The 25,763-nt window shown below is 45.7% G+C and carries 24 protein-coding genes; all 24 read left to right on the top strand.

Features of this window, described 5'->3' with window-relative positions; translation table 11 throughout:
* The first annotated feature begins 4 nt into the window (after positions 1-4).
* The 24 genes from hisF to TH4_RS02135 all read left to right on the top strand — a co-directional run bounded on the left by hisF (position 5) and on the right by TH4_RS02135 (position 25,704).
* Positions 5-775, top strand: a complete 771-nt coding sequence (gene hisF / locus TH4_RS02250) for an imidazole glycerol phosphate synthase subunit HisF (RefSeq protein WP_064779755.1) — start codon at positions 5-7, stop codon at positions 773-775.
* The gene (hisH, locus tag TH4_RS20435; RefSeq protein ID WP_083996942.1) at positions 775-1,425 is read left to right on the top strand and encodes an imidazole glycerol phosphate synthase subunit HisH; all 651 of its coding nucleotides are present in this window, start codon (positions 775-777) and stop codon (positions 1,423-1,425) included. Before hisF ends, hisH (TH4_RS20435) begins: the two co-directional genes overlap by 1 nt.
* A complete protein-coding gene (locus TH4_RS02240) occupies positions 1,419-2,498 on the top strand; it encodes a Gfo/Idh/MocA family protein (RefSeq protein WP_157097692.1) in 1,080 nt (359 codons plus the stop codon). Before hisH (TH4_RS20435) ends, TH4_RS02240 begins: the two co-directional genes overlap by 7 nt.
* Positions 2,499-2,556: 58 nt before the next feature.
* Positions 2,557-3,249, top strand: coding sequence for an acylneuraminate cytidylyltransferase family protein (locus tag TH4_RS02235; protein WP_064779752.1), 693 nt, complete (start codon positions 2,557-2,559; stop codon positions 3,247-3,249).
* Positions 3,224-4,051 (top strand): SDR family NAD(P)-dependent oxidoreductase, encoded by an 828-nt coding sequence (locus TH4_RS02230; RefSeq protein ID WP_064779751.1) that lies wholly within the window; start codon positions 3,224-3,226, stop codon positions 4,049-4,051. The genes TH4_RS02235 and TH4_RS02230 overlap by 26 nt, the downstream gene beginning before the upstream one ends.
* Complete coding sequence (locus TH4_RS02225) at positions 4,045-4,959, top strand: Gfo/Idh/MocA family oxidoreductase (protein WP_167351184.1); 915 nt, start codon at positions 4,045-4,047, stop codon at positions 4,957-4,959. Before TH4_RS02230 ends, TH4_RS02225 begins: the two co-directional genes overlap by 7 nt.
* Positions 4,952-5,767 (top strand): SDR family oxidoreductase, encoded by an 816-nt coding sequence (locus tag TH4_RS02220; protein ID WP_064779749.1) that lies wholly within the window; start codon positions 4,952-4,954, stop codon positions 5,765-5,767. Before TH4_RS02225 ends, TH4_RS02220 begins: the two co-directional genes overlap by 8 nt.
* 377 nt (positions 5,768-6,144) lie before the next feature.
* Positions 6,145-7,461: an N-acetyl sugar amidotransferase gene (locus TH4_RS02215; protein ID WP_064779748.1), complete on the top strand. Its 1,317-nt coding sequence runs from the start codon at positions 6,145-6,147 to the stop codon at positions 7,459-7,461.
* Between the two features lie 40 nt (positions 7,462-7,501).
* On the top strand, positions 7,502-9,343 hold the full coding sequence (locus tag TH4_RS02210; protein WP_064779747.1) for an ABC transporter ATP-binding protein: 1,842 nt from the start codon (positions 7,502-7,504) through the stop codon (positions 9,341-9,343).
* Positions 9,344-9,352: 9 nt separating this feature from the next.
* The gene (locus TH4_RS02205; RefSeq protein ID WP_064779746.1) at positions 9,353-10,066 is read left to right on the top strand and encodes an acylneuraminate cytidylyltransferase family protein; all 714 of its coding nucleotides are present in this window, start codon (positions 9,353-9,355) and stop codon (positions 10,064-10,066) included.
* Positions 10,059-10,784, top strand: a complete 726-nt coding sequence (locus tag TH4_RS02200) for a class I SAM-dependent methyltransferase (RefSeq protein ID WP_167351183.1) — start codon at positions 10,059-10,061, stop codon at positions 10,782-10,784. The genes TH4_RS02205 and TH4_RS02200 overlap by 8 nt, the downstream gene beginning before the upstream one ends.
* Positions 10,785-11,289: 505 nt before the next feature.
* Entirely contained in the window at positions 11,290-12,372 is a 1,083-nt protein-coding gene (locus TH4_RS02195) for an N-acetylneuraminate synthase family protein (RefSeq protein ID WP_064779744.1), read from the top strand.
* Positions 12,359-13,378, top strand: a complete 1,020-nt coding sequence (locus TH4_RS02190; protein ID WP_064779743.1) for a phosphotransferase — start codon at positions 12,359-12,361, stop codon at positions 13,376-13,378. The genes TH4_RS02195 and TH4_RS02190 overlap by 14 nt, the downstream gene beginning before the upstream one ends.
* 5 nt (positions 13,379-13,383) lie before the next feature.
* Positions 13,384-14,514: a hypothetical protein gene (locus tag TH4_RS02185; protein ID WP_064779742.1), complete on the top strand. Its 1,131-nt coding sequence runs from the start codon at positions 13,384-13,386 to the stop codon at positions 14,512-14,514.
* 289 nt (positions 14,515-14,803) lie between these two features.
* Positions 14,804-16,006 carry a hypothetical protein gene (locus tag TH4_RS02180; RefSeq protein ID WP_167351182.1) on the top strand — a complete coding sequence of 401 codons (1,203 nt, stop codon included), beginning with the start codon at positions 14,804-14,806 and terminating at the stop codon, positions 16,004-16,006.
* Between the two features lie 89 nt (positions 16,007-16,095).
* On the top strand, positions 16,096-17,505 hold the full coding sequence (locus tag TH4_RS02175; RefSeq protein WP_157097690.1) for a hypothetical protein: 1,410 nt from the start codon (positions 16,096-16,098) through the stop codon (positions 17,503-17,505).
* 39 nt (positions 17,506-17,544) lie between these two features.
* On the top strand, positions 17,545-18,483 hold the full coding sequence (locus TH4_RS02170) for a Gfo/Idh/MocA family protein (RefSeq protein WP_209272103.1): 939 nt from the start codon (positions 17,545-17,547) through the stop codon (positions 18,481-18,483).
* Between the two features lie 126 nt (positions 18,484-18,609).
* On the top strand, positions 18,610-19,467 hold the full coding sequence (locus TH4_RS02165) for an NHL repeat-containing protein (RefSeq protein ID WP_064779739.1): 858 nt from the start codon (positions 18,610-18,612) through the stop codon (positions 19,465-19,467).
* Positions 19,468-20,106 (top strand): acetyltransferase, encoded by a 639-nt coding sequence (locus TH4_RS02160; RefSeq protein ID WP_064779738.1) that lies wholly within the window; start codon positions 19,468-19,470, stop codon positions 20,104-20,106.
* Positions 20,107-20,116: 10 nt separating this feature from the next.
* A complete protein-coding gene (gene asnB, locus TH4_RS02155) occupies positions 20,117-22,069 on the top strand; it encodes an asparagine synthase (glutamine-hydrolyzing) (protein ID WP_064779737.1) in 1,953 nt (650 codons plus the stop codon).
* Between the two features lie 2 nt (positions 22,070-22,071).
* Entirely contained in the window at positions 22,072-22,695 is a 624-nt protein-coding gene (hisH, locus tag TH4_RS02150; RefSeq protein ID WP_064779736.1) for an imidazole glycerol phosphate synthase subunit HisH, read from the top strand.
* On the top strand, positions 22,692-23,450 hold the full coding sequence (locus TH4_RS02145) for an AglZ/HisF2 family acetamidino modification protein (RefSeq protein ID WP_064779735.1): 759 nt from the start codon (positions 22,692-22,694) through the stop codon (positions 23,448-23,450). The genes hisH (TH4_RS02150) and TH4_RS02145 overlap by 4 nt, the downstream gene beginning before the upstream one ends.
* Positions 23,450-24,571: an N-acetyl sugar amidotransferase gene (locus tag TH4_RS02140; RefSeq protein ID WP_064779734.1), complete on the top strand. Its 1,122-nt coding sequence runs from the start codon at positions 23,450-23,452 to the stop codon at positions 24,569-24,571. Before TH4_RS02145 ends, TH4_RS02140 begins: the two co-directional genes overlap by 1 nt.
* A complete protein-coding gene (locus TH4_RS02135; RefSeq protein WP_064779733.1) occupies positions 24,568-25,704 on the top strand; it encodes a glycosyltransferase family 4 protein in 1,137 nt (378 codons plus the stop codon). Before TH4_RS02140 ends, TH4_RS02135 begins: the two co-directional genes overlap by 4 nt.
* Positions 25,705-25,763: the final 59 nt, after the last annotated feature.

Genomic DNA, 25,763 nt, shown 5'->3' with positions numbered 1-25,763 from the left:
CGAGATGATCTCAAAAAGCAAAAAAAGACTAATTGCGCGCTTGGACGTTAAGGCACCGAACTTAATCAAATCTATAAACTTAGAAGGGCTCAGAAAACTGGGAAACCCGGCTTCATTTGCTGAAGAGTACTATAAGCAAGGCGTTGACGAGATCATCTATATGGATGTTGTCGCGAGTCTTTATCAGAGAAATGGTCTTGGCGATATCGTCCGATCTACAACGGAGAATGTTTTTATTCCTATTACAGTTGGAGGGGGGATTCGCTCTGCTGATGATGTCGGGGAAATGTTGCGATGCGGTGCTGATAAAGTAGCTATCAACACTGCCGCTGTGAGACGACCAGATCTGATTTCTGAACTGGCAAACATTTATGGGTCTCAGTGCATCGTTTTGTCAGTTGAGGCAAAGAAAGTGGGCCCAAGGACATGGGAAGCTTACACGGATAACGGCCGTGAGAAAACAGGTTTGGACGTTGTCGAATGGGCGAAAAAAGCAACGGCCCTTGGTGCAGGCGAAGTTCTTATTACTTCTGTTGATAGAGAAGGTACACGCAAAGGATTTGATATTGAGTTGATCCAGGCAGTTTCCTCCACGGTTGATGTTCCAGTTATCGCTAGCGGAGGGATGGGGGATACAAATGACATGATTGCTGCCTTTGAACTAGGAAAGGCTGAGGCGGTCGCTATGGCTGACGTTCTGCACTACAAACGCATGTCGGTTGAAGATGTGCGCGCTAAAGCGTTGGAAGCTGGTATCCCGGTGAGGAAAATTTGATGACTGAACTCTTAATTGTTAATTATGACGCAGGGAATATTCGAAGCGTTGAGAGAGCCGTTTCTGTTTGCGGAGCAACTCCTGTTTTATCAAGTGATCCAGAAGCAATTTTAAATGCGAGGCTGCTGATTCTGCCTGGAGTCGGTGCTTTTGGGAAATGCATTTCTTCGTTGCGTGGAAAGAAACTTGATCTGCCCGTTTTGGAATATATTAAGAGCGGGAAGCCAATTCTGGGTATTTGCGTGGGTATGCAAATGCTCATGGAAGGTAGTTGCGAGTTTGGTTATCATAAAGGCTTGGGGCTGATCCCAGGAGAAGTTCGGAAAATTCCTGATAAAGGGGGCGATGGCTACCCACATCGCGTGCCTCACGTTACCTGGGAAGGACTAGAACCGAAGAAGCAAGCTTGGGAAGGCACTGTATTGGACGGAATCGTTCCAGGTGCTGACTGTTATTTCATCCACTCGTATGCTGCATATCCTGAGAGAGAACAAGATGTTTTAGCCACATGTTCATACAACGGGGTAGAGCTATGCGCTGCAGTGCGCAAAGAAAATCTATATGGCTTGCAGTTTCACCCTGAAAAGAGCGGCCCTATTGGATTGAAAGTTATTTCAAACTTTATTTCCCTGGGCGATCGCTCTTGCTAAGTTCAAACTCTTCTGAAAACTATGAAAATCCATGTGGAGCAGCCGTGAACAGTAAATCTGTCTATTTAGTTGGAGCGGGCCGTATGGGAAGAGCTCACGCTCAGGCCGCTGTAGACCTAGGGATGTCTTTAAAAGCGATTTGTGACACTAGGAAAGAGGTTCGAGACAACCTTGCTGATGACTTTGGTGTCGCTAAATCGAACTGCTTTTCTGATGCTCAAGAGATGTTTGATTCTTTAGGGGGCGCCGAATTAGTTATTGTTGCGACAACAGCTGATACGCATTGCGAATTGGTTTGTCTCGCTGCAAGCTCATCTTCCAAAGCTGTCCTGTGCGAGAAGCCGATGGCTGTCTCGGTGGAGCAATGTGACAGGATGATTGATGCCTGTGAAAAATCAGGAACTGCTCTTGCAGTGAACCACCAGATGCGCTTTATGCCGCAGTATGCATTGGTGAAGAAGGAGCTCGAGCGTGGTGAATTGGGTCTCCTTGCTTCCATGAATGTTGTTGCAGGGTGTTTCGGACTGGCAATGAATGGATCCCATTACATTGAGGCATTCAATTATTTAACCGGGACATGGCCTTCAAGAGTTTCTGGCCATTTCACAGGTGAGCCATTTCAGAATCCTCGAGGCCCTCGTTACTTTGATCAGGCAGGAGAATTTCTTTTTATTTCTGAAAATGGTCAAAGGTTGAAGTTGAGCATAGGTCATGATCAAGGGCACGGAATGACGTCAATGTATGCGACCCAATTTGGTCACGTATTTGTTGATGAGTTGCAGGGCGAGATGATCGTTACAGCGCGCCTCTTGGAGCATCAAAGTCAACCTATGACCCGATACGGGATGCCATGGGATAGAAAAACAATAGCATTCCCGCAGGCAGATAACGTTGGGCCTACCCGTGAGGTTATGTCAGCGTTGTTGCAAGGGGAGAATTATCCGTCCGGTGGGAACGGAAAGAAAATTGTCGCATCTTTAGCCGCAGCTTACGCTTCTGCACAAAAGAGCTCGGTCCTTGTCAGTATCGGGTCAAACGATAACTCTGATGACCAAGTTTTCCCTTGGGCATAGATTTTTGCAGAAGGTGAGAGTTGATTAATTGCCTTAATCTTAAGTGGGCGCTTGAATAATGTTGAATGGGAAAAGGGTCGTTTCTCTCACTCCTGCTAGAGGGGGAAGTAAGTCGATTCCTTACAAGAATCTTTGTGATCTGGGGGGTAAGCCTCTGCTAGCGTGGCCTGTTGATGTTGCTTTTGCCACGCCCGAAATTGATGAAGTGTTTGTTTCCACAGATGACGAGAAAATCGGTACGGTTGCAGCAGATCTAGGAGCAAAGATTCACTGGCGACCGGACGAACTTGCAACGGATTCTGCTCTTGTGGTCGATGCTGTGCGGCATTTCTTTAGTCAGCAGCAGCAAGAGGGTAAAGCTCCCGACATCATTGTGCTGCTCGAAGCGACATCTCCGTTTCGCACTCCTGAGATGATCTTAAATTGCCTGAGAAGAATGCTAGATGAAGAATTAGATTCAATTGCGACTTTTCATAGTGCGGAGATCAATCCGGAAAGATGTTGGAAGATTGAACAAGGTATCCCAAAGCCTTTCATCGATGGTGCAATTCCATGGAAACCCCGTCAGGAACTTTCCGCCGCTTATCAGCTGAACGGTGCTGTTTACGCTTTCCGAGCCGATAGACTTCCGACAAACGGACCCAATATTCTGTTTGGTAAGATCGGGGCTGAGATTATCTCTAAAGACAAAGTGATAGATATTGATGATAGAAAGGATCTTATAATTGCAAACGCCATACTCGAATCCTAAAGAAGCGCGCAGCCTAAACGACCTTTTGTCATTAAAAGGTCGAGATGCGCTAGTTATCGGTGGTGCTGGTCTTCTTGGTGGTGAGATCTCGTACACTCTTGCAGAGCTTGGTGCTCGGGTAATTGTCGCTAGCCGCGACAAGGGAAAGTGTCAGACATTTGTGAAACAGTTGTCTGAGAGGTTCAAGGGTGATCACCAAGCTTTGGGCGTGGATATTACGGATCGAAATTCAATCCGAAAACTTTGTGAAGAGGCGTCGAAGGTTACAGAGGGCGGACTGGATATCTTGGTCAACACCGGGTGGTCAGGTCGCAAGAATACATTTGAGTCGATTTCGGATGAGGATTGGGATCTGGATATCGAAGTATGCTTGAATGGTGTTTTTCGAACTATTAAATCGGCCGTTCCGCTCCTGTCTCCGAGAAACGGTGTTATCCTGAATATTGCATCGATGTACGGTCACGTCGCACCAGATTATCGGATGTATGACAGTGAACGTTTCGCAAACCCACCAAGTTACGGGGCGGCTAAAGCTGGGGTTATACAGCTTTCTAAATATTTGGCGAGCTTCTTGGCGCCTCAAGGTATCAGGGTCAATTGTATTAGTCCTGGCCCCTTTCCGTTCGAAAGCACGCAGTTAGAAAACCCGGATTTTATCGAGAGGCTTAAAGCAAAAAATCCCATGGGACGTATCGGTATCCCAATTGATATTAAAGGAGCTGCTGGGCTGCTATGCAGTGACGCTGGTGCCTATATTACGGGGCAGAACATATGTGTTGACGGGGGATGGGCAGTATGGTGATCCGTACTGGCATCATTGGCTTCAGCGAGGGAAACGGTCATCCGTTTTCCTTTTCGGCGATCGTAAACGGCTATGATCGCAAAGCATTTTCTGAGGCCGGATGGCCAGTTATTCTTGATTATCTAAGTCGCCAGCCTGCTGACAGGTTTGGGGTTGGCGACGCGAGAATCTGTTGTGCGTGGACGCAGGATCACTCCTTGACTCAGAAGCTATGCGCAGCTTGCAATATTGAGCGGGCAGTTAAAGCGCCTGAAGAAATGCTGGGGCAAATTGACGCTTTAATTATTGCCAGGGACGATTGGCAGACGCATGCGAAATTTGCAATGCCATTCCTAGAAGCTGGTATCCCTGTCTTCATTGATAAACCTTTGAGTCTGGATATTTCAGAACTGGAGGCCTTCCAGCCATATCTCAAGGCTGGCTTGCTGATGTCAACCTCTGGCCTTCGTTATGCGATCGAACTTGAAGAATATACACAGAATAAGGATAAAATTGGCGATATTCGATTTGTATCTGCGACGGTGGTGAATGACCTTGATAAGTACGGCATTCATATCTTGGATGCTCTCTCTGGACTTGGATTCAGTAAGCCGAGATTTATTTCTCGGGCGGATACCGGCTACGAGTCTTATGATATCCGCTACGACAATGACGTTGCGCTTCGCTTGGATTGCCTCGGAAAGGTTGCTAAGACTTTTCGAATAAACATTTACGGAGAAAACGGAAATTTGCACTTGGAGTTAGCCAATAACTTTATGGCATTCCGGCGAACTCTTGAGCGCTTTTTTAATATGGTTGTCGATCGTAAACCTCCAATAGCACCAGACAGCGTTATCGGTACGATGAATTTGATTCGACTGGCAAAATCGATGCCCCCATCTCAGATGCTTGAGGTCTCCAATGCATAAACACTTTGACCTGACGGGAAAAACTGCACTAGTTACGGGCGGTGGAGGTATTTTAGGCAAGGGGTTTTGCAAGGTACTCGCCGAGTATGGTGCTTCAGTAGTGCTTGTCGATATAACCATTGAGCGAGCTAAAAAGGCCTGTGAGGACATTCTCCAAAATGTTCCAGGCGCTCAGATAATGCCTTTGGCATGTGATGTTGCGGACAAGGATAGTGTGACATCAATGGTAAATTCTGCCGTTAGACAATTTAGCTCTATCGATGTTTTATTGAACAATGCAGCAAGTAAAGCAGACGATCTCAATGCCTTTTTTGCTCCGTTCGAAAGCTATGACCTTGATCTTTGGCGTAAGGTGATGTCGATAAACATCGACGGCGCATTTCTGGTCGCTCAGGCCGTAGGCGGACAAATGGTCAAGCAGGGGAACGGGGGGAGTATAATTAATACGTCCTCAATTTACGGTGTATTGGCGCCTGACCAAAGGATTTATGAAGGCTCTGAATACATGGGGGTGGCAATTAACACACCCGCAGTCTATAGCGCCTCAAAAGCAGCCTTGATAGGTCTTTCTAACTATCTCGCAACATATTGGGCAGAAGCAAACATTCGTGTGAACGTTTTGTCTCCGGGAGGAGTTGAAAGTGGGCAAAACGAGACCTTCAAAAAAAAGTACAGCGCACGCATTCCACTAGGGCGTATGGGTAGGGATGACGAACTGCACGGAGCCATTTTGTTCTTAGCGTCAGACGCTTCAAGCTATTTCACCGGCCAAAATGTGATGGTCGATGGAGGTCTATCGGTTTGGTGATTCGTCGCTCTAAAGGTTGGTGTTTAAGGGTAACTTGGGAAACGTCTGCCTTTTTCTTGCCGTCGCTGAGCATTCGATATTACTAGCTCACAAGACTCTGAGCCGCATTGGAGTCCTTTCCCTCCTCATACGGGTTGAAGGTGGCTTCAAAATCAGTTACTGCAGAGCTAAATTTGTACCTATTGGATAGCTTGCCTAATTTAACTCATCATGACCGTCTGCAACCAGATTAGACTGCCGACATCTGAATGATGTTGTTCTGAGTCGTAGCCAAAGTAAAGCCGCGAGAACGCTGCGGCGACTAATGCCTATATAGGTCGCTATGAAGCCCCAAAAAACAGCCCTTTGTAGCGAAACAGTAACAACAGGATAGCATTATGGAACGCATTCCGTACCCAAAGCCCGTAGATTTGTCGCAATACGCCGCAGATGTTTCAGATGCCAAGCCGTTTTATGGCCTGCCATCTAACGTGAAGTTCTGCAAATCGTGTACGTATAGCAACCAGAAGCCAAACTCCGAAAAGGAGTACAAACATACTAGGGCTTCAAACAAGCCGACTGTTGACTTCGACGATGAAGGTGTGTGCGCCGCTTGCAGAATTGCTGAGAAAAAGAAGAATATTGATTGGGTTGAGCGTGAACAACGGCTCCGTGAACTATGTGACAGATATAGACGGAACGACGGCGGATACGATTGTCTTGTGCCCGGGTCGGGAGGCAAGGATAGTTTTTTTGCTGCTCACAAGCTCAAGTATGAATATGGAATGAACCCACTGACTGTTACTTGGGCCCCCCATATATATACTGATTGGGGCTGGCGAAATTTCCAAGCTTGGATGCATGCAGGGTTCGACAACTATCTTTTCACTCCCAATGGACGTGCTCATAGGCTTCTAACGCGTTTGGCGTTGGAGCAGATGTTCCATCCGTTCCAGCCGTTTATTATGGGACAGATGTACTTCCCCCCTAAAATGGCTGCTCAGCTTGGCATCCCGTTGGTGTTTTATGGCGAGAATCCGACGGAATATGGCAATTCGTCTGCTGCCGATGACAAAGCGACAAAAGACTGGGAATTCTTTTCTAGTCCAGACCAATCCCAAATTTACTTGGCGGGAACCTCCGTTGCTGAGCTCAAAAGCTCATTTGGTCTGAGTGAGCACGATTTGAAGCCATATATGCCACCAAATCCAGAGTTACTGAAGCAGGCAAACGTCGACGTGCACTATCTTGGTTATTACATTCCGTGGCACCCGCAAGAATGTTACTACTACTCTGTCGAGCATGGTGGTTTTGAGGCCGCTCCTGAGCGTTCTGCAGGAACCTACAGCAAATATAGCTCCATTGACGATAAGATTGATGACCTGCACTACTATACTACTTTCATCAAGTTTGGTATTGGGCGCGCAACCTATGATTCTTCGCAAGAAATTAGGAATGGCGAAATTGATAGAGATGAAGCAATTAGTCTAGTGCGTCGATTTGATGGGGAATATTCCGAAAGGTTTGAGAAGGAAAACTTCGATTACCTGAGTATTAGCCCAAAAGATTTTCCTGTAGCATCGAAAATGTTTGAGCACCCGGAAATGAATAGAGAATACTTTGATAGGTTAACTAATACTTTTCGTTCACCACACCTTTGGAAGTTTGAAGGGAATCAATGGCAATTAAGGCGCACTGTTTGTGACAACGCCTAGTGAAAAGCTTAAATATGCAGAACGTGACGAGTAGGGTTACATGTCAAAACTGCTAAAACTTCTAAGGCTAACTTTGTCTCCCGTTGGGCTAGACTTTGTGGCAGCTGAAATATCTGTTCGCTGGGCTCAATTTTTTGGCTTTGTCGTTCTAAGCTTTGTTGCTGCACTTATAGAAATGACAGGGGTGGGGTTGGTGTTCCCGCTCCTAGTCGTTATAGTTGCACCTGACAAAATTGCCAATATTCCGTATCTTCCTCAAGTAGTCGACTTTGTTGGAATTGAATCAGACACTACATTGTCGATAGCTATTATTGGACTGATTGGGCTAGTTTTGCTTGGTAAGAACGCTTATATGCTCATGTTCAATTGGATGCAGATGCGTTCTTTAGCGCAATGGAAGGGAGATCTTTCAAAGAGATTGATGAATATTTATCTCTTCTCTGACTATAGCGTTCACTTAGCCAAGTCTAGTTCAGAAATCATTCGAAATATGGCGTTGACGGCCGCTGTATATGATCAATTTATTGCGCCTTTTATTAATTTACTAGTTAATTTCGCAATATTAATTGGGCTTTGTATTCTACTAACTTTTGTTTTGCCTGCAGAAATGTTGCTTAGCTTGTTGCTAATCGCTTTCGTTTCTTGGGCACTTTACGCTTTCATGAGAGGGCCTTTTAAGAAAATCGGGGCTGAGCTGAACGATCTTTTCAAAGTTCGCCAAAGTATAATGCGTCAGTCTATTGGTATGATTAAAGAAACAAAATTAACTGCAAAAGAAAATTTCTTTTTAGATGCATATGCGAAAGTGGAGTTTAGAAACTTTGGAAGGCAAGCCCATTATAACTTCATGGCAACTATTCCTCCTCTGGTAACAGAGGGAGCGGTTATCGTTGGCATATTGTCGGTCGTGACCTATGTGATGTTTTTTAGCACTCAAGAGCAGCCAGGACTAGCTATTTTGGGTCTCCTTGCGGCGTCGTTTTTTCGCCTGACACCGGTAATAAACCGAATTTTAGGTTCGCTACAATTGATGAACATCAGTAACAATGCAGTGGATATAATTGCTGACGAATTCCATCAGCTTGAGCGAGGAATATTTAAGCCTGTAACTGAGCCTGATCCTTTACCCTTCAAGTCAAAAATTACTTTCAAAGATGTTTCATATTGCTACCCAGAATCACAGGCTTGCGCGGTGGAGAGCGCGGATTTTGAGATCTTCAAGGGAGAAACTATTGGGATTACGGGTGCCTCAGGAGCTGGGAAAAGCACTCTAGTTGCCCTTCTTATGGGTTTGGTTGCGCCCAAAAATGGGACAATTTTGGTTGATGATGTGCCTCTTAGCGAGCAAAAAAACTTGCGTGCTTGGCACAAACATATCGGTTTTGTTCCTCAATCGGTTTTTATTATCGAAGATACGGTGGCTCGTAATGTGGCCTTCGGCGAAGCTTCGGAAGATATTGATGAGCAGAAAGTTTGGGAAGCCCTCGAGATAGCTCAAATGAAGGAATTTGTAAGCACCCTCCCAAATGGGATTCACGAGTTCGTAGGAGAGGATGGTTCCCGTTTTTCCGGTGGGCAAAGACAGCGTTTGGGGATTGCCCGCGTGCTTTATGAGAGACCAGATTTTTTGGTTTTTGATGAAGCGACTTCCGGCTTGGACTCGGCTAATGAAAAGGCATTCAGTGATGCCCTTTGTGAAATCAGGAAAAACTCCACAATCATAATGATTGCTCACCGGCTCAGTACATTACGTGATTGCGATAGGATTATTATGCTTGATAGTGGGCGTATACTGCAGACAGGAACGTTTGAACAACTTTATAATGAGTGTCTACAATTCCGATCCCTTGTTGATCTCTCACAAATGGCTCCTTCGAAGTAGTTGGTGAACATGGAAGAAGAAAACGCGAAAGTTGTCGCAATAATACCGGCTCGCGGGGGCTCAAAGGGAATTCTGCGAAAAAATGTAAGATTACTATTGAACAAACCGCTTGTGGTGTACTCAATTGAGGCAGCTTTGAGTGCTAAAGCAATAGACGCAGTCTATGTGTCTACTGACGACATCGAAATAGCTACTTGCGCTGCAGCTGCTGGGGCCAACGTAATTGAAAGGCCTAGTATACTAGCATCAGATACTGCCCAAAATCACGAAGTAGTTATCCACGCATTGCGGACTTTAGATAGTCAGGGTGTTCACCCAGAAACTGTGGTCTTGTTGCAACCGACATCTCCATTGAGGACAGCGGAAAATATTGACGAATGTATTAGCGCGTATGAAAACGCCAACGGGGCTTCGGCAATGAGCATTTGTGAAGTGGCTGTGCATCCGGGGAAAACGGTTCTCATTGAGAATTCAGAAATTCGCCCGTTTACAACTGACCGGGACATGGAAGCGCGCAGACAAAATATGACTGACGTCTACCAGCAGAATGGCGCTATATATGTAGTAAATGCAGACATTTTTAGAGCTGAACAAAGATTCTATTGTAAACCAAGCGTCCCTTATTTGATGAGTAGAATTGATAGCGTGGATATTGACGACGAATTTGATTTCCAGTTGGCTGAACTAATTTTGAAGGCTCGTAAGGAGGCATATTTTGAGTAATGCAACCTACAGAAATCATCAGCATTACATAGATGAAGGTTGGAGTAATGAGCCGAAGGAGACGTTTAAGTCGCTACTAAACATCCTAAAGAAGCGCATTGGTGAGGATTGTTCTAGTGTTTTGGATGTAGGCTGTGCCGCTGGCGAATTACTTGGATTCTTGTCGACGGAATTTAAAGAGTGTGAACTAGTTGGTGTTGATGTAACTCAGAGCCTTTTAGATGTGGGATCAAGGCTTCTCCCTGAGGCGCAATTTACGCGTGCCTCAGCGCTGGAGTTACCCGCCTCTTTGTTTGAAAAATTTGACCTCGTTACCTCAATAGGCTGTATGTCTATTTTTAATGAGTTAGAAATAAATGCGTACTGGGACAATCTCTATCGAGTTACTAAACCGGGGGGGTTAATTGTCGTCTTATCTCCTCTGAACGAGTTTGGTGTTGACGCGATGATACGTCATCGTAAGCGACCTGATGGTTCTCCGGGTTCTTGGGAGACTGGTTGGAATATATTCAGTAGGGAGACCATTGAAGAATTAGTGGCGGACCTGGGGGCAAGGCTCGAGCTACAGCGTTTCCAGATACCGTTCGATATTCCAAGACGGGAGGATCCAATAAGAACTTGGACAATGCAGACGCAATATCGAGATTTGCAGCTAACCAATGGCCTTAAGATTATGATTGATCACTATTTTATGATCGTACACAAGCCCCAAAAATAAGCTATAGCGGTGCGTCTTCTATCCCGACTACGTGCTTTTGCCCTACGTAAAATTAATGGGTGAACTTTAATTTGCCGGGATAATAGCTACCCGAGAGGTGCTGGGATATACTGTTTGTTGTAGCCTCACGATCGCCTTGGTTTAATTTTTTGGATCGATTGTTGAACATGATGTCTTTTGACGTATTTTGTCACCATCGTACGAAATAGCTAGGTTGCGAAAGCTATGTGGTGAATTACGAAGTGTGTTGGTTGAAAGTGCACAAGTGTGATTCTGCGTTTTAATTCGTTTTTGAGAAGGGGTTCCGTCTACTGTAAACTTCTCGAAGAAGTTGTTTAAAACGGAGTATACATTAAGAACGAGCACATTCTCAATCGTACAAAGCAGAAGCTCTGGGGCGTGATGGAAAACGCCCCAAGCGTGGCTTTGCCAAAATTAACTGAATAAAGTCAAGCATCTGATCTCGGCTTTCCAACAGATAAACTAACGTTAAGGGTTATTTCGAATGGTGCATTCTTTTTCGCTGGGCGGATATGAGCTCAACTCGGAAGATAAGCCACCGGTGTTTTTAGCGGAAATCGGGGGTTTTTTTGGTCAAGATGTTGAGTTGGCTTCAGAAATGGTCCAGCGGATAATTGGCATTGGGCAATCAATCGCTGAACAGCCAATGGTACTAAAAACGGAAATTCTCCACGATGCGGAGATATGTTTGCCTGGTGACACACTTGAAACGTATGCATCTAAAGATGGCCGAGTACAGCAGGAAAACTACAGAGATTTAATAGAGCGTAAGGTACTCTCACTCAACAGCTACGAGAAGATCTTGCGTAATTGTAGTGATGCAGGGGCGCCCTTTATTGTATCTGTTTACGACTTCAAAGGAGCAGACTTTGCGCATGAAATAGGAGCTTGCTCCTTAAAGATAGCCTCAGCAAATTTGGTGCATATTCCACTAATTCGGCACTGCGCTACTAAGGGGCTGCCTCTTGTAATAGATACTGGCCGTGCAACTCTCTTAGAAGTCGAAATGGCGGTCAAAGCGGCGAGGGAGGCCGGATGTAATGACATTGTTGTCGAACACAGTCCCGATGGCCATCCAGCATTGCCAAAAGCGCATAACCTGAGGATACTTCAAACCTACAGGGAGAGGTTCAATCTGCCTGTAGGCCTGTCTGATCATCACACCGGCATTGAAATGCTCTATGCAGCAATAGCTCTCGGAGCTGCTGTTGTCGAAAAGGGGGTGCATGTCGATCCTGATGATCTCGATATTGATATTTCACACACCATGGATCTTGATGATCTGCCAGAAGTCCTGCGTTCGGTACATAATGTTTGGTTATCTCTCGGTAATTTCGAACGAGACATAGGGATTCCGATTGAGGGAGTGATAGGAACTTCACAGCGTCAGTGCCTAGTGGCGGCCAAAGATATGAGTGTTGGCGACCCTATTGATTTCGGTAACGTGCGTTTTGCATTTCCGTGTCGCGGCATCCCAGTTCAAGACTGGGATAGTGTTCGCGGTCGGAAACTCTCGAGAAAAGTGTTGGCTGGGCTGCCGATTCAGTGGGCCGATGTCGCCCAGTAACTTTAGTATTCGCCCACCAGCTTGGGAAGGGCTAGAGCCAGCGATACCAGGTTGGGAGGTCGCTTCCAAAGATATCGCTTTCCAAATAGCAAAAGTTGTTGGTTCCGAAGGGAAGTTCTGGGCAGCAAAGTTTGGTGACGTTGTGTCTGATCGAATGTTTAGGCTCGACGAGCCAGACGGCCGGAAATTCATTTTTAAAATATTAGAAGACAGTGAAGTATGTCAGTCAGAAGAGGCAGAAAAAGCCAGCGCGTGGCTCGCTTCTAACAAAGTTCCTGTAGTTGTTGCGTCAGGTCAGTACCGACTGCCGAGTGGCGAAGTCATCGTCAAAATGCCCTATCTTGAGGGGCGTCGTGTTGGGTTAGCTGTAGATGAGCTTTTTGCATTTGGTGTTAGCCTTGCTAAGTTGCATAAGGCTCTAAGGAACGTGCCTCATCGTGAACGTTGGAGGCTTAGGACTGCGCAAAGATTAAAGGCCTTATCAAAAACTCGACAATATATTGTGAGTAGTGGAGTGGAACTAGGCCCCTATCCGCAACGTCTTTTAAACTTAGCGAACGACGCAGAACTTGATTTTGAGAGATCTCAATGGTTCACACAGCCTTTGCATGGGGACGTTAACCCCGGTAACGTGCTGATTTTGAACAACACTCCTGTTTTTATGGATTTTGAAGATACTGCTCATAGCGTTCTTCCTGTTGAATACGAGGTTTTATTTGCAATTGAGCGTTTTGTTTTAGTTCGTGTAGACAACGATTTGGAAGCAAGCCGATTAGGAAAGGCGTTCCTGCATGGATATAGATCTCAAATAAAGACAGAACTACAAAGCGTCTATATTGAACCTGTTCAAGTTCTTAGATCCCTCGCACTTCGATCATTGATGGTTCTTGTCAATGGAGAGCTTTCCGGGTCAAAAGTTTTAGAAAGTGAATGGAAAAAATTCTTCTTTCTTGAGAAAATGTCCCGTTATCGCGCTGAAGTGATTCTAAATATTTTTAAGGACTAATATCTTTGAAATACAAAATACTTCTTACAGCAAGAGATCCTGCAGCAGCTCTTCATCTAATCGAAATAGCTAAATGTTCTAGGAACTTTGATGACCTTCATATCGATATCGTTACGCAGCAGCCGGCGAGCAGGTATTTTGATGAGGCAGGCTTTCTAACCACCGTAGTGGATCTTCCGCCCGCTAAAGAAATGCCTTCGGTTGAAGGGGAAAATCTACTTCAAAAATCGCGGGATCTGATCGATTCTTTGAAGCCAGACGCTGTTTTGAGTGGATTGTCTACTCCATTTGATGGGGGGCTGGATGAAGCAATTACAGCTGTTTTCAAGGGGCCAAAATTCGTTATGCAAGACTTCTGGGGGGAGGCTAACCAGTTTTTTGGGGCCCGAGCTCAGCTATATTTCGCCCTGGACGATGAGGCTGTGCGTCTAAGCGAAAACCGTCATGGGCTTAATGCTGTCAGTGTGGGGTCCCCTCGGCACTCCGCCTACCAAAGCATGGATATTAATGCGATTAGAGAAAAAGAAAGAAGGCGAATTGGTGCATCCAAAGAAACAACTGTCGTTGGGTTTTATGGGCAGGCATTGCACTGGGTTAAAGGATACAGGAATACTTTGAATGCATGGGTCGATGCAATGATCGCTCAAAAGGGAGAATACAAAGCGCTATACCGACCACATCCCAGAGAAGATAAAGGCGATATACGTTGGACCGTTCAGCGTTTTGCGGATGCTGGGATGCCATGTGTTATCTGCCAGGGGCAAGATGTCGAGCACTCTCTTTTGACGTGTGATGTCGTATGTAGCGCATTTTCAAATTGCACCTATGATGTTGCCTATTTGAACTATTTTTCTGAGGTTCCACTTATCACACCGGTCTCCTTGTTTTTTGATCCAGAGATTATCGATTATTTCCACAAGATGGTTAAACTCGATGAATTTCCGTACTTAAAATCGGGCTTGGTTCTGGCAATTAACGACGTTCGAGACCTATCGAGTGTTTTGGCGTTGGCCGGTTCTAAGCGGGTTAAAGAGAAGTATTGGTCTGCAGCAAAGCACTTGCCAAGTCCTATTAAAGCCCCTGAAATCGTTCTTAATCACATTCATAGTTCTCTTGTAGCAACCAATGCACGCTAAGGTACTCCCCAATCCAAGTCACGAAGAGGTAAACTCGCGATTTATTCGTCTAGACAATAATCCTGTAATTCTTGAGACTTCATTCCGCGGTTGGTGGGCATGGCCGATAGTTAAAGAGAGACTATGGCTATACTGTCTCAACAATTCGGTTGCTATTGAAGGGGGGAGCCGGATAGCGTTCTCGGAGGTTGTCCTTAGAATATCTTCAGGCTTATGGCAGGTTGTCGCCAACTTGTCGTACCCCTCTCATAAGAGTGGCGCTGTATTCTATGAGGCGCGGCCTGTATTATTGCCAAGTGGTCAGAAACTTCACCCTCATCTTGGAAATCTTGAGCGAATAGAACGAAATCGATCATGGATACATTATCGCTTTCCTTGGGGGCGTGCAGGAAAGCGGTTTCCTTTTCCCGGGGAAATTGAAGATTATGGAATTAGTTCGGTAGTTGCGGTTTTTGCGAGTGTCCTCAGAAAAAGAGAGAAGGAACAAAAAATTGCTAAGCTTCTATCCGATGAGCTCTTAAAAGAATTCCCACATCTTGATGTGAACGAGGTATTTAATCTAATTTCTGACCAACTAGCTCGCTTTTGCTGTAGATTTTTATTTACTAGGTGCCTTTTGGCTCGTTCTCGGGTCAGTAAGGTCATCGTCTTAGACGCCGACGGAAAAGTTCCCGAACTTGCTGCCGCAAAATCGTTGGGGATCCATGTAACTGAAATCCAGCACGGCATGTTTAGTACAAGGGAGCCAGACTACTCTTGGAGTAAACGCCACAGGTATGTGCCTTTCATGCGGGCGATCCCAGATTCCCAAGTAGTCTTTGGGGAGGTATGGGCAAGGCAATTACGCCAAGCCGGATACTGGTCACCAGAAAACATCCTTGTCGCGCGAAATCCTCTGATTGAAGAGTATCGGCAACTGTGGTCGCAGCAAAGGAAACTTGAAAAACCGGGTGGCCCTAGACCATTAAAGTTACTATTCCCCACTCAAGGTTACGTCCGGAGAGATGCTATTAGTTTCTGGACGAATGTGCTTGAAGGCATGACAAGTGCACAAAGTAACCTGTTCCATTTAAGTATAAAAATTCACCCGCTTGAGCGGCAAAGCGCGCGAGAATACCGCAAATTAGCCAAGAAATATCCCAGCACTGTTTCTGTTGTGCCTGATGACGTTGAGGCTTTCGATGCAATCATAGCCTCAGATGTAGTTGTTGGATACACTTCATTGATGATGGTTGAAGCAATCGGAATCGGGTTGTCGGTAATTGGGCTGCAAGAGCGTAATAGTGGAATGGGGATTGACGAGACCTTTAGAATGCCAGAGTTGGCGGAATTCGTTGTTCCTTGCTTTGACAAAAGCGAATTTTTCCAAATAGTTGGGAAGTTTAACAAAGAGCTTAATAGCGATGTTTCTGATGTTTCCAATTCATATTTGACTGCTAAAGTCGGTATATATAGCGTTGATGCGCCTTCAGTTGAGGATTTAGTGCTTTGAAGATAAACCATAAGGCCTCTTCAGGCAGGGCTCTTCTTGTTTCTCAGAGACCATCAGACTATGTCGAAATGAGGAGATGCGCTAAAACTTTGAAAAATAAAGGTTGGGAAATTCATTTCCTGTATTTTCATGGGGAAACCGGAAGTGATACTGATATCATTGCTTCCATTAAACAAGAGGAGAATGAAGGTGACTTCTCTCACGTTGAGTTACGCCAAATTGGTATGGGAAGGCGTTCCAAAACAGAAGCATCGTCAGATAGATTATCTAGTTTCACAAGATTATATGATTATCTTCTAGCGCTCTCTAAAAGACTTTTTTTGGGAAAAATAAAGGAGTTTTTGACAAAATATACGACTTTATTGATTCTGTATAATTCGGTTAGAATTGTTTGTTTTTATTTATCTGAAAAAAGAGCGTTGAAGGGGGTCGTCAAAACATCAAGTCCAGATGTTATCATCGTTCCTGAAGATGTAGTTGGGTATATATCTCCGCTAATAATTAAAGCTGGGCATGAGTTAAATATACCGACAGTAATAATTCCATACACGATTGCAAATGAACAAGAGGCATTCAAGAGTTTATGTGGAAATGCGCATTATCATTTGAAAGGAATCTGGAACCGCGCAATGGGAAAACTATTCCCGAATTGGGTTATGAGCCAAGATGGGGTATCTTTGGTAAGAATGCCAGCTCCTTATATTCTGGGGCAGATTCTCACTAAAACCTCTCCGCCAAATCCTTGGATGATGAATTCGGGTTTTGCAAACGTGATCGCGGTCGAAAATTTGGCAATGAAACATTATTATCTGCAGTCCGGAATTCCGAAAAAAAAAATAAGAGTGGTTGGGTCAATTTCGGATGATCATCTGGCACAGTTTAAAAATAATAAAGCACAAGAAGTGAGCAGATTGAAGGGCGACCTGCATATCGAGGGGGATAAGCCTATATTGGTTGTTGGGGGATGCCCTGATCAATCCGGTTGTTGTCCTTCCGGTTTCGAATACAGCGACTTCCACCAGTTCATTGTTCGCTTGGGAACTCTCCTTAAACCTCTCACGAATGTTTATGATGTAATTTTCCGCCCGCACCCCAATAATTTGGAAATGGGAATCGGGCTCGAAAAGTATGGGATTATTGTTACTGAATTTGATACAGCTAGGCTAGTAGCTTTGTCTGATGTTTATTTGGCTTTTGCTTCGGCTACGATCAGGTGGGCCATTGCTTGCGAAGTACCCGTTGTTAACTATGACCTTTTCCACTACGACTATGACGATTTCAAGGGGGTGCCGGGCGTGCTTACCGTTGCCTCAGAGGATAGTTTCAAGAATGCGCTTGAAAGCCTCAGGCCTAATTGTGACAAGTTTCGGGATCTTCAGCGTGATGCAAAGCTGGCCGCCCATCGTTGGGGGATGCTGGATGGGAAGTCTGCAGATCGAATTGTCGCCCTTATTGAAGAAATGTGCGCATACGAGGACGTTGTTAGAGCTTCTGAGTAATGCGGTGTTAGATAGCTGCTGTTAGTTGTGAGAGGTTAAATGATTAATGTGGCAATAGTCGGCGCAGGGTCGATGGCAAAGGAGCACATTCGGGCTTTTAGTGCTCTGAATGGTGTGCAAGTTACCGGGATCTACAGCAGGACCCGTGCGAAAGCCGAAGCTCTGGCACAAGAGCACAACTTTGGCAATGTCTGCGACAACATTGCGGAGCTAAAGGAAAAAAGTGCTGCACATCTGGTGGTAGTTGCTGTTCCTGAGCTCGCAGCAAATGCTGTCGCTAAGGAGGTCTTCGTTCATGATTGGGCCGTTTTACTAGAGAAACCTGCTGGCTACGACTTGAGTGATGCAGAAGATATAGCTGCTGCGGCAAAAGGGCGAGATAAACCTGTTATGGTCGGGTTTAATCGTAGGTTTTACAGCAGCTTGCAAAATATTCTTCTCGATGTTGAACAACGAAATGAGCACCGCTACGTTCATGTTCAGGATCAACAAAATTACGAAGAGGCTCGCTTGCATGGGCATCCTGAAGAGGTTGTGCAGAAATTTATGTATGCCAATTCTATTCACGTCATTGATATGATGCTTTGCCTATGCAGAGGGAAAGTTACAAATGTTCAGCCTGTTATGCCTTGGAAGGGTGCAGATACTGAAGTGGTTCTGGCTCACATAAACTTTGATAGTGGTGATAGCGCTTTATATGAAGGGATTTGGAAGGGGCCTGGGCCATGGGCTTGTGCTTTGAGTACTCCAAGCCGCCGGTGGGTAATGCAACCACTGGAAAAAGCAGCTTACCAAAATGTGAATGAACGCGTTCAAAATCCCGTGGAAATTGATCCGATTGATGTTGAGTTTAAGGCCGGTTTTTTGCGTCAGGCCGAGGCTGTCATCGCTCGGGTGAGGGGGGAGGAAAGTCACGCGGTTAGCCTTGAAGATAGCCTTCATACGATGCGGCTCATCAACCAGATTTTTGGTGTTTGACAGTTGTTTTCGCGGTTTCGCCCGGTCATCAGCCGAGAAACTATCTCGGGAGCGTGTTGTCTCACTGGTTTTGGAAGGCCTTTTGGATTAGCTGCAGATCTGCAGGGAAGATATTACGTTGCAGACATGGATTTGCATTGTATTTTTCGGTTCGATGCGAAACTCGAATATTTTCAGTGGCTAGACAATGTCGCCGGGTGGTCATCCCCAGTCGAAGTGCTAAATGGTCGGGTGCAATCACACAAGCGTCGAAAACCTTTGGACTTTAATGGCCCGCATTCGATTGCAGTTGCGGCTGATGGTGCGATGTTTGTTACCACATATTATGATCCCGGCGTCATTATGCTCTCTTCGGAGGGGAGCCTCCTTAAAGTATGGGGGAGAGGAGAGGATAATGAGCCTACTTTGGCTGGACCCGCCACCGGGGTTTTAGGTGCAAATGGTCTTCTTTGGGTTACTGAGTATCGCTTGAACGCAGTGTTTGCATATGACACTTATACAATGTCACTGAAAGGCGCACTTGGGGGCGGGAGGCCTGGGTTTAGAGAAAATGAAGGTTTCATGCCTGGAAGTGGTGCTTGTTTCTTTGATCGGCCGCATATGGCAAGAACTGATCATGAAGGAAACCTGATCGTTGTCGATACATGGAATCACCGGTTGCAGAAATTTAGCCCTGACGGCGAATTTATCGGATGTCTTGGAGGTGAGAAAAAGGGGTGGGTACGTACTGCAAAGTCCGTGGAAGCGTCAAAGAGCCTCGGAGCTTTTTACGCACCTGTATCGATAAGTTTCGATAGCCACGCAAACTTAGTCGTTACCGACTGGGGGAACAGTCGATTGCAGTGGTTCGACGCCGAAGGGCGCTTTGTGGCTGATGATTACAGTCTCCCGCTTGAGAACCCATATGATGCACAAATATTTGATGGTAGATGCGTAGTGGCAAACTCAGCAAAAGGCGAAGTTTACGTAAAGAGTTTACTTTAAATGGATAGTCTAGTAGTTGCCGGTGCTTCTGGTCATGCTCGCGTTATTGCATCTGCGGCACAGAAATCCGGGAAATTTTCCGTCCTTGGATACCTTGACAACAACTTACCTGCAGGACTTCTTGTAGACGGTCTGCCCATTCTCGGTGGAGACGATATACTTACAAATCTCAAGAAAAGTATAGCTGATTTAAAGGTGATTGTGGGGATTGGAGATAACGCTTTACGACAATCGGTCGCAGCTAAGATTAGTATAACAGACTTTGCAACCGTAGTTCATCCTAATGCTGTTGTGGCCGACGATGTGCAGATTGGCGATGGTTCGTTCGTTGCTGCCTCCGCAACAATAAATGTAGGTGTCCGGATTGGTTGTCATGTCATTGTTAATACAAGCTCATCTATTGATCATGACTGCGATATCGCGGATTTTTCCTCGATATCTCCCGGAGCAATACTGACGGGTGGTGTTTCTTTGCGGCGCGGTGCTATGATTGGCGCGGGCGCAGTAATTTCTCCGAATCTAGAGGTAGGCCAACACGCTGTCGTTGGAGCAGGGACAGTTGTAATCCGATCTCTTCCACAGGATACCTGTTGGGTAGGTGTTCCTGCTCGCCAGATCGCTAAATCCCCTAAACAATAAGGTTTGGAAGATGTGTGGAATTGCTGCGCTTATTTCACAAACTGCAAGAAGCCAAGCACATGACTTGGTGAAAATGTGCGATGCGATCGTTCATCGGGGGCCCGACGGTCAAGGTTATGCTTTTTTCAGTCAAGATGGCCGACAGAAACTTACTTGCACTCGCAAAGAGGCACTTCAACTGAAGTCAGAGAGAACAAGAGTCGCTCTAGGACACAGGCGGTTGGCGATTACTGATGTGTCCAGTGCCGCGAGTCAACCAATGAGTTTTGGATCTCAAAGACGATACTGGATCACATTCAATGGCGAGATATATAACTTCAAGGAACTTCGAGCAGAGTTGGAGGTTAAAGGTTACGGATTCACTTCGGACTCTGATACCGAAGTCCTAATCTGCGCCTACGCTGAATGGGGGAATGATTGCCTACGTCATCTTAACGGCATGTTTTCGTTTGTTATATTTGACTCGATTTCCGAAACCATCTTCGCTGCTCGTGACCGATATGGGGTCAAGCCTCTGTACTGGTGGCGTCCGGATGCTCAGTCTCTGGCTCTAGCTTCTGAAATAAAACAATTTACCTTTCTATCCAATTGGGCTCCCAAGTTGGAACGCAAGGCTGCATTCGATTATTTGAACTGGGGTTTAACCGACCATACTTCAAAAACCTTGTTTGAAGGTGTTTGGCAATTGCCTGCCGGCCATTACGTTCAATGCAATATTGATGAAATAGCTTCCGCGTTACCAATAAAGCAGTGGTATGAGTTACCTCAAAAGTGTTGGAGGCAGCCTTATAAAGACTCGGTTGTGAATTTTAGAAACGTCTTCGTTAATGCTGTAAAACTTCGGCTAAATGCAGATGTTGAAGTTGGTGCTGCCTTGTCAGGGGGGCTAGATTCCTCATCTATCGTTTGTGTGGCGGATGTGCTTAATCGAGAAAGCGACGCTAAAACAATGCACACGTTCTCAGCCAGAGCTGTCGACAAACGATTTGATGAAGGCGATTTTATTGATTCTGTCTCATCAAAAACATCAACCGTTCAACATATGATTTATCCTGATAATGATGGCTTGCGGCGTGATTTGGACATGCTTATCTGGCACCATGATGAGCCTTTCGGATCGACCAGTGTCTACGCAGAGTGGAGAGTCTTCAAGGAATCAAAAGAGGCGGGGATAAAGGTCGTGCTTGACGGTCATGGTGCTGACGAAACCCTTGCAGGATATAAGAGTAATGTTGGTTTTTTCCTATCCTCCCTTCTCACCAGAGGAAAATTTGGGCAGTTCTTGAAAGAGTTTTCAGCGCAAAGAAAATATCAGAACAAAGCTCTTCTTTTTCTACTTGTCGAGATACTTGATAACCTGGCTCCTAATTGGTTACGGCAATTTGCTAGAAAATTAAGCGGGCGCTCAGTGTCTTGCCCTTCGTGGATCAACACCGAGTTATTGGGAATTATGCCTGTCGATCCGATGCAGAGCCTTCAAAAGCGACAGGAACCAAATCTCTCAGGTTTGTCTCGCGCTCAGTTAACTGCGACCAGCTTGCCGATGCAGTTAAAGTGGGTGGATCGGGACTCTATGGCGCATTCCATAGAAAGTCGGGCACCGTTTATGGATTATCGTCTTATTGAGTTAGTGCTCAGCATGCCGGATGAATATAAGTTTGATGGTGGGGTATCTAAGAGAATTCTGCGCTCCGCAATGAAGCAGTTGCTGCCGGAAAAGGTTCGAAACCGAAAAGATAAGATGGGGTTTGTAACGCCGGAGGAAATTTGGGTGTGTAAGGACAGTCCTGCCGATTTCAAAAGGATGCTCAAAGATGCCGTAGAAAACTCTCAGGGGATACTGAAAGAAGAAGCGTTCAACATTGGCTCGGCGATGATTGATGGTGATCTTCCATACAATTCTAGGCTGTGGAGAATGATTTGCTTTGGGCTGTGGATGAAACGATTTAAAGTTCGGGTATAGAGATGATTACCGTAGTGAACTGGGGGGCAGGAAATATTGGTTCTATAACCAATATGCTAAACTATCTCGGGATCAAGGCAGAGATAGCGACCGACTGGAAACAGATAAAAACTGCCGAAAAGATTATCCTGCCGGGTGTGGGAGCATTCGATCACGGTATGCGAAGCCTAAACGAGCTTTGCTTCACAGAGGCACTAAATGAAGCTGTTCTGGATCGCAAAGTGCCTGTTCTTGGTATCTGCCTCGGAATGCAATTGTTGTGTGATGGTAGCGATGAAGGCGACCTTGCTGGCTTGGGGTGGATTCATGGCAGGGCAAAGCGTTTTGACCTTCAAGATAATGCTCAAAAACTGCGGGTTCCTCATATGGGGTGGAGCGAGTTGAAACTCGTTCGAGGTGGTCGTCTGTTTGATGACACGGCAGATCAAAACAGATTCTATTTTGTGCATTCTTATCATGTCGTCTGTCATAAGGCTGAAGATGTGATAGGGACTGTGTGGCACGGCTCCGACATAACAGCGGTTGTGGAACGAGGAAACATATTTGGCGCACAGTTCCACCCGGAAAAAAGCCATCGTTTCGGCATGAAGCTTTTTGAGAGGTTTTCAGGGCTTGAAGCAGGATGAAAACTAGAGTGATTCCTTGCCTCCTGATCGCTGATGGAGGACTTGTTAAGACAACGGGCTACAAGAGACCATCTTACGTGGGTGATCCGATTAACGCTGTCCGGATATTTAACAGTAAAGAAGTCGATGAATTAATGGTGCTTGATATATCGGCAAGCAAGCAAGGAAGAGCTCCTGACTTTAATGCCATTGGTGAGATCGTAAGCGAGGCATTTATGCCGGTTGCATATGGAGGAGGTATAACAACCGAGAGGCAGGCTGGTGAGTTGCTTGCCCTGGGAGTGGAGAAAGTCGTTCTCAACAGTATTCTTGCCGATGATCCTGGCTTGGTCAGTATTTTGGCTAAGCGCTTCGGGTCGCAAAGTGTTGTCGTTTCAATCGATGTAAAAAAGCAAGGGATTACGAGGCAATATCATGCGATGACCCATGGTGGCACGCGGAAGACCGGGCAAAAGCCGAAGGACTTCGCACAGGAAATGGTTATGCGCGGAGCAGGGGAAATACTTCTGAATGCAATTGATCAAGATGGAACTCTATCGGGATATGATTTGCAGCTGATTAATGAGGTTGCAAGTTGTGTAGACATTCCGATAGTGGCTTGCGGTGGTGCTAGAGATATCGCAGATTTTGAAAAAGCAACGAAAGCTGGCGCATCTGCCGTGGCTGCCGGAAGCTTCTTCATTTATCACGGCCCTCATCGTGCCGTGCTGATATCGTATCCGAACCGTAGTGAACTTGAGAATGTCTTACCGTAATGAATGATCGCACTTTAGACAGCCAAATTTGTTCGAAATGTGTAATGGACACCTCAGATCCCGAAATTTCGTTTGATCAGTTTGGGGTATGTAACCATTGCAAACAGGCAGAGTTGAGCCTGGCACAGGTTAAACTAACACCAGACGAAACTCGGCAGAAGATCGGTCAACTGGTGGATAGAATTCGCAGCTACTCAGCTGATCGGAAATACGATGCAGTTGTAGGTATGTCTGGCGGGGTAGACTCATCTTACGTTGCATTGCTCGCTCATAAACTTGGTTTGAGAGTCTTGGCGGTGCATTTCGACAATGGATGGAATTCCGAAGTTGCTGTGAAGAATATTAAGACCCTAGTCGATGCTTTCGGATTTGACCTCGAAACCTACGTAATTAATTGGCCTGAATTCAGGGATTTACAACGGAGTTTTATCCGTGCCGGTGTCGTCGACATAGAGATGCTCTCCGACCACGCAATTATGGCGTCAATGTTTGATTTAGCTAAGCGTCATAACGTTCGGTATGTTCTTTCGGGCACCAATATTGCCACAGAACACGGTATGCCTAGAACTTGGGTGTGGAACAAGAATGACCTTACGAATATTGAAGACATCCACAGAAAATTTGGCGAAATTAAGCTAACGTCATTTCCTCGTATGGGTTTATTAAAGAGTACAATTCGGCGAAAATTCCACATGGGGTTCGAGTTTGTCGAAATTCTTAATCTAGTTAATTTTCGCAAAGATGCTGCTATGAAAGTTTTGAGTGAGGAAACTGGATGGACATATTATGGAGGAAAACACTACGAATCGATATTTACGAAATTCTACCAAGCGTACATTTTACCGGTCAAATTTAATATTGATAAACGAAAAGTCCATCTGTCAGCTTTAGTTAGAAATGGTGAGCTCACACGAGCGCAAGCGCTGTTGGAGCTCGAAAAACCTTTGTACCAAGAAGATGAACTTCGCAGAGATCAAGCCTACGTCCTTAAAAAGCTTAATCTAAGCCAGGGAGAGTTTGATACTGTCATGGCGGCAGACCCTGTTCCCCACAGTTGCTACCGCACGGATAAGAATATTCGCATTATAATTAAGGATATAGCGGAAAAATTGGGGCTATGACGCAGGTGGCTACCAAAAAATATCGTCTGGCTTATCTCAGTCCTGAGCCTAACAGAGAGGGCCATGCGTCCTATACGCATGTTCACGAAATTGTTCGCCATCTTAGGGATATAGGGTGGCAGGTTGATCTGTTTTGTCCTGATTATGAGCAGAGTAGGTTGCCCGGGGCTTTGTCTCGGGTGGCGGGGATTGCTCGTAGTTTAACGCTTATTATTTTCAGGAGGCAGCCAGACATTTATTACATGCGCTGGCATTTCGCGGCTTGGCCATTGGCGCTTTGGGCTAAAATAGGCGGTGTTCCAACCGTTGTAGAAGTCAACGGCCCAATAGATGATTTGTTTATCGCCTGGCCACATACAAGAAGATTCAAGGCATTCTTCTCTTGGTTGATGAAGAGTCAACTCAATTGGTCGGATGCTGTGGTGGCTGTTACGCCCGGTCTGGTAAGTCTTTCCAAGAAAATCTGCGGAGAAGAGAAGTTTGTCTCGTTAATCCCAAACGGCGCAAATACAGATGTGTTTTCTCCTGAGGCTGCCAAAGAAGTGAACGGTTTAACAGAAATATTGCCTAGAAGGTTTTTGATTTTTTTTGGCACCATGGCTCGTTGGCAGGGTATTCGAACTATCCTAGAAGCAATCGAAGAACCTGCTTGGCCAGCTGGGATGCATGTGGTTTTTGCGGGTGATGGCGAAGATCGTGAATTTGTCGAAATGGCAGCAGAACGTCTAGACCACGTGCACTATTATGGCCGGGTGCCTTATCAGACATTAGCTACAATTGTTGCGCGCGCGACAGGGGCTTTAGTCTGCCCCGAAAACTTGGAGGGACGGGCAGTCACAGGGTTGGCCCCCCTCAAGTTGTTCGAAAGTTTGTCGTCCGGCGTTCCAGTAATTGCTACCAATCAGCCGTTTCAAGCAGAACTCATACGTGAAGAGAATTGCGGCATAGTTATCGAGCCAGGGCAGCCGGAGGTTTTGGCAAATGCCGTGTCGAAGCTCGTCGAGTCAGAAGATCAGCGCCTGAAATGGTCTGAAAATGCGCGGAGAGTAGTTGTTCAAAGCCATTCTTGGCTAGCTAGGGCTAAGGACACAGATAGTGTTCTTCAGGCCGTTCTTTCATTTAAGGCAACGTAAAATAGATACTACAAAAGTAGCATATCTCATCACTATTTCATAAAGATTCTGGGACTTTC

Origin of the sequence: Thalassospira tepidiphila MCCC 1A03514, from assembly GCF_001662875.1 — a bacterium.
Classification (GTDB): Bacteria; Pseudomonadota; Alphaproteobacteria; order Rhodospirillales; family Thalassospiraceae; genus Thalassospira; species Thalassospira tepidiphila.
Note: the sequence above shows the minus strand (reverse complement) of the source record. Positions and strands in the feature narration are given on the sequence as shown.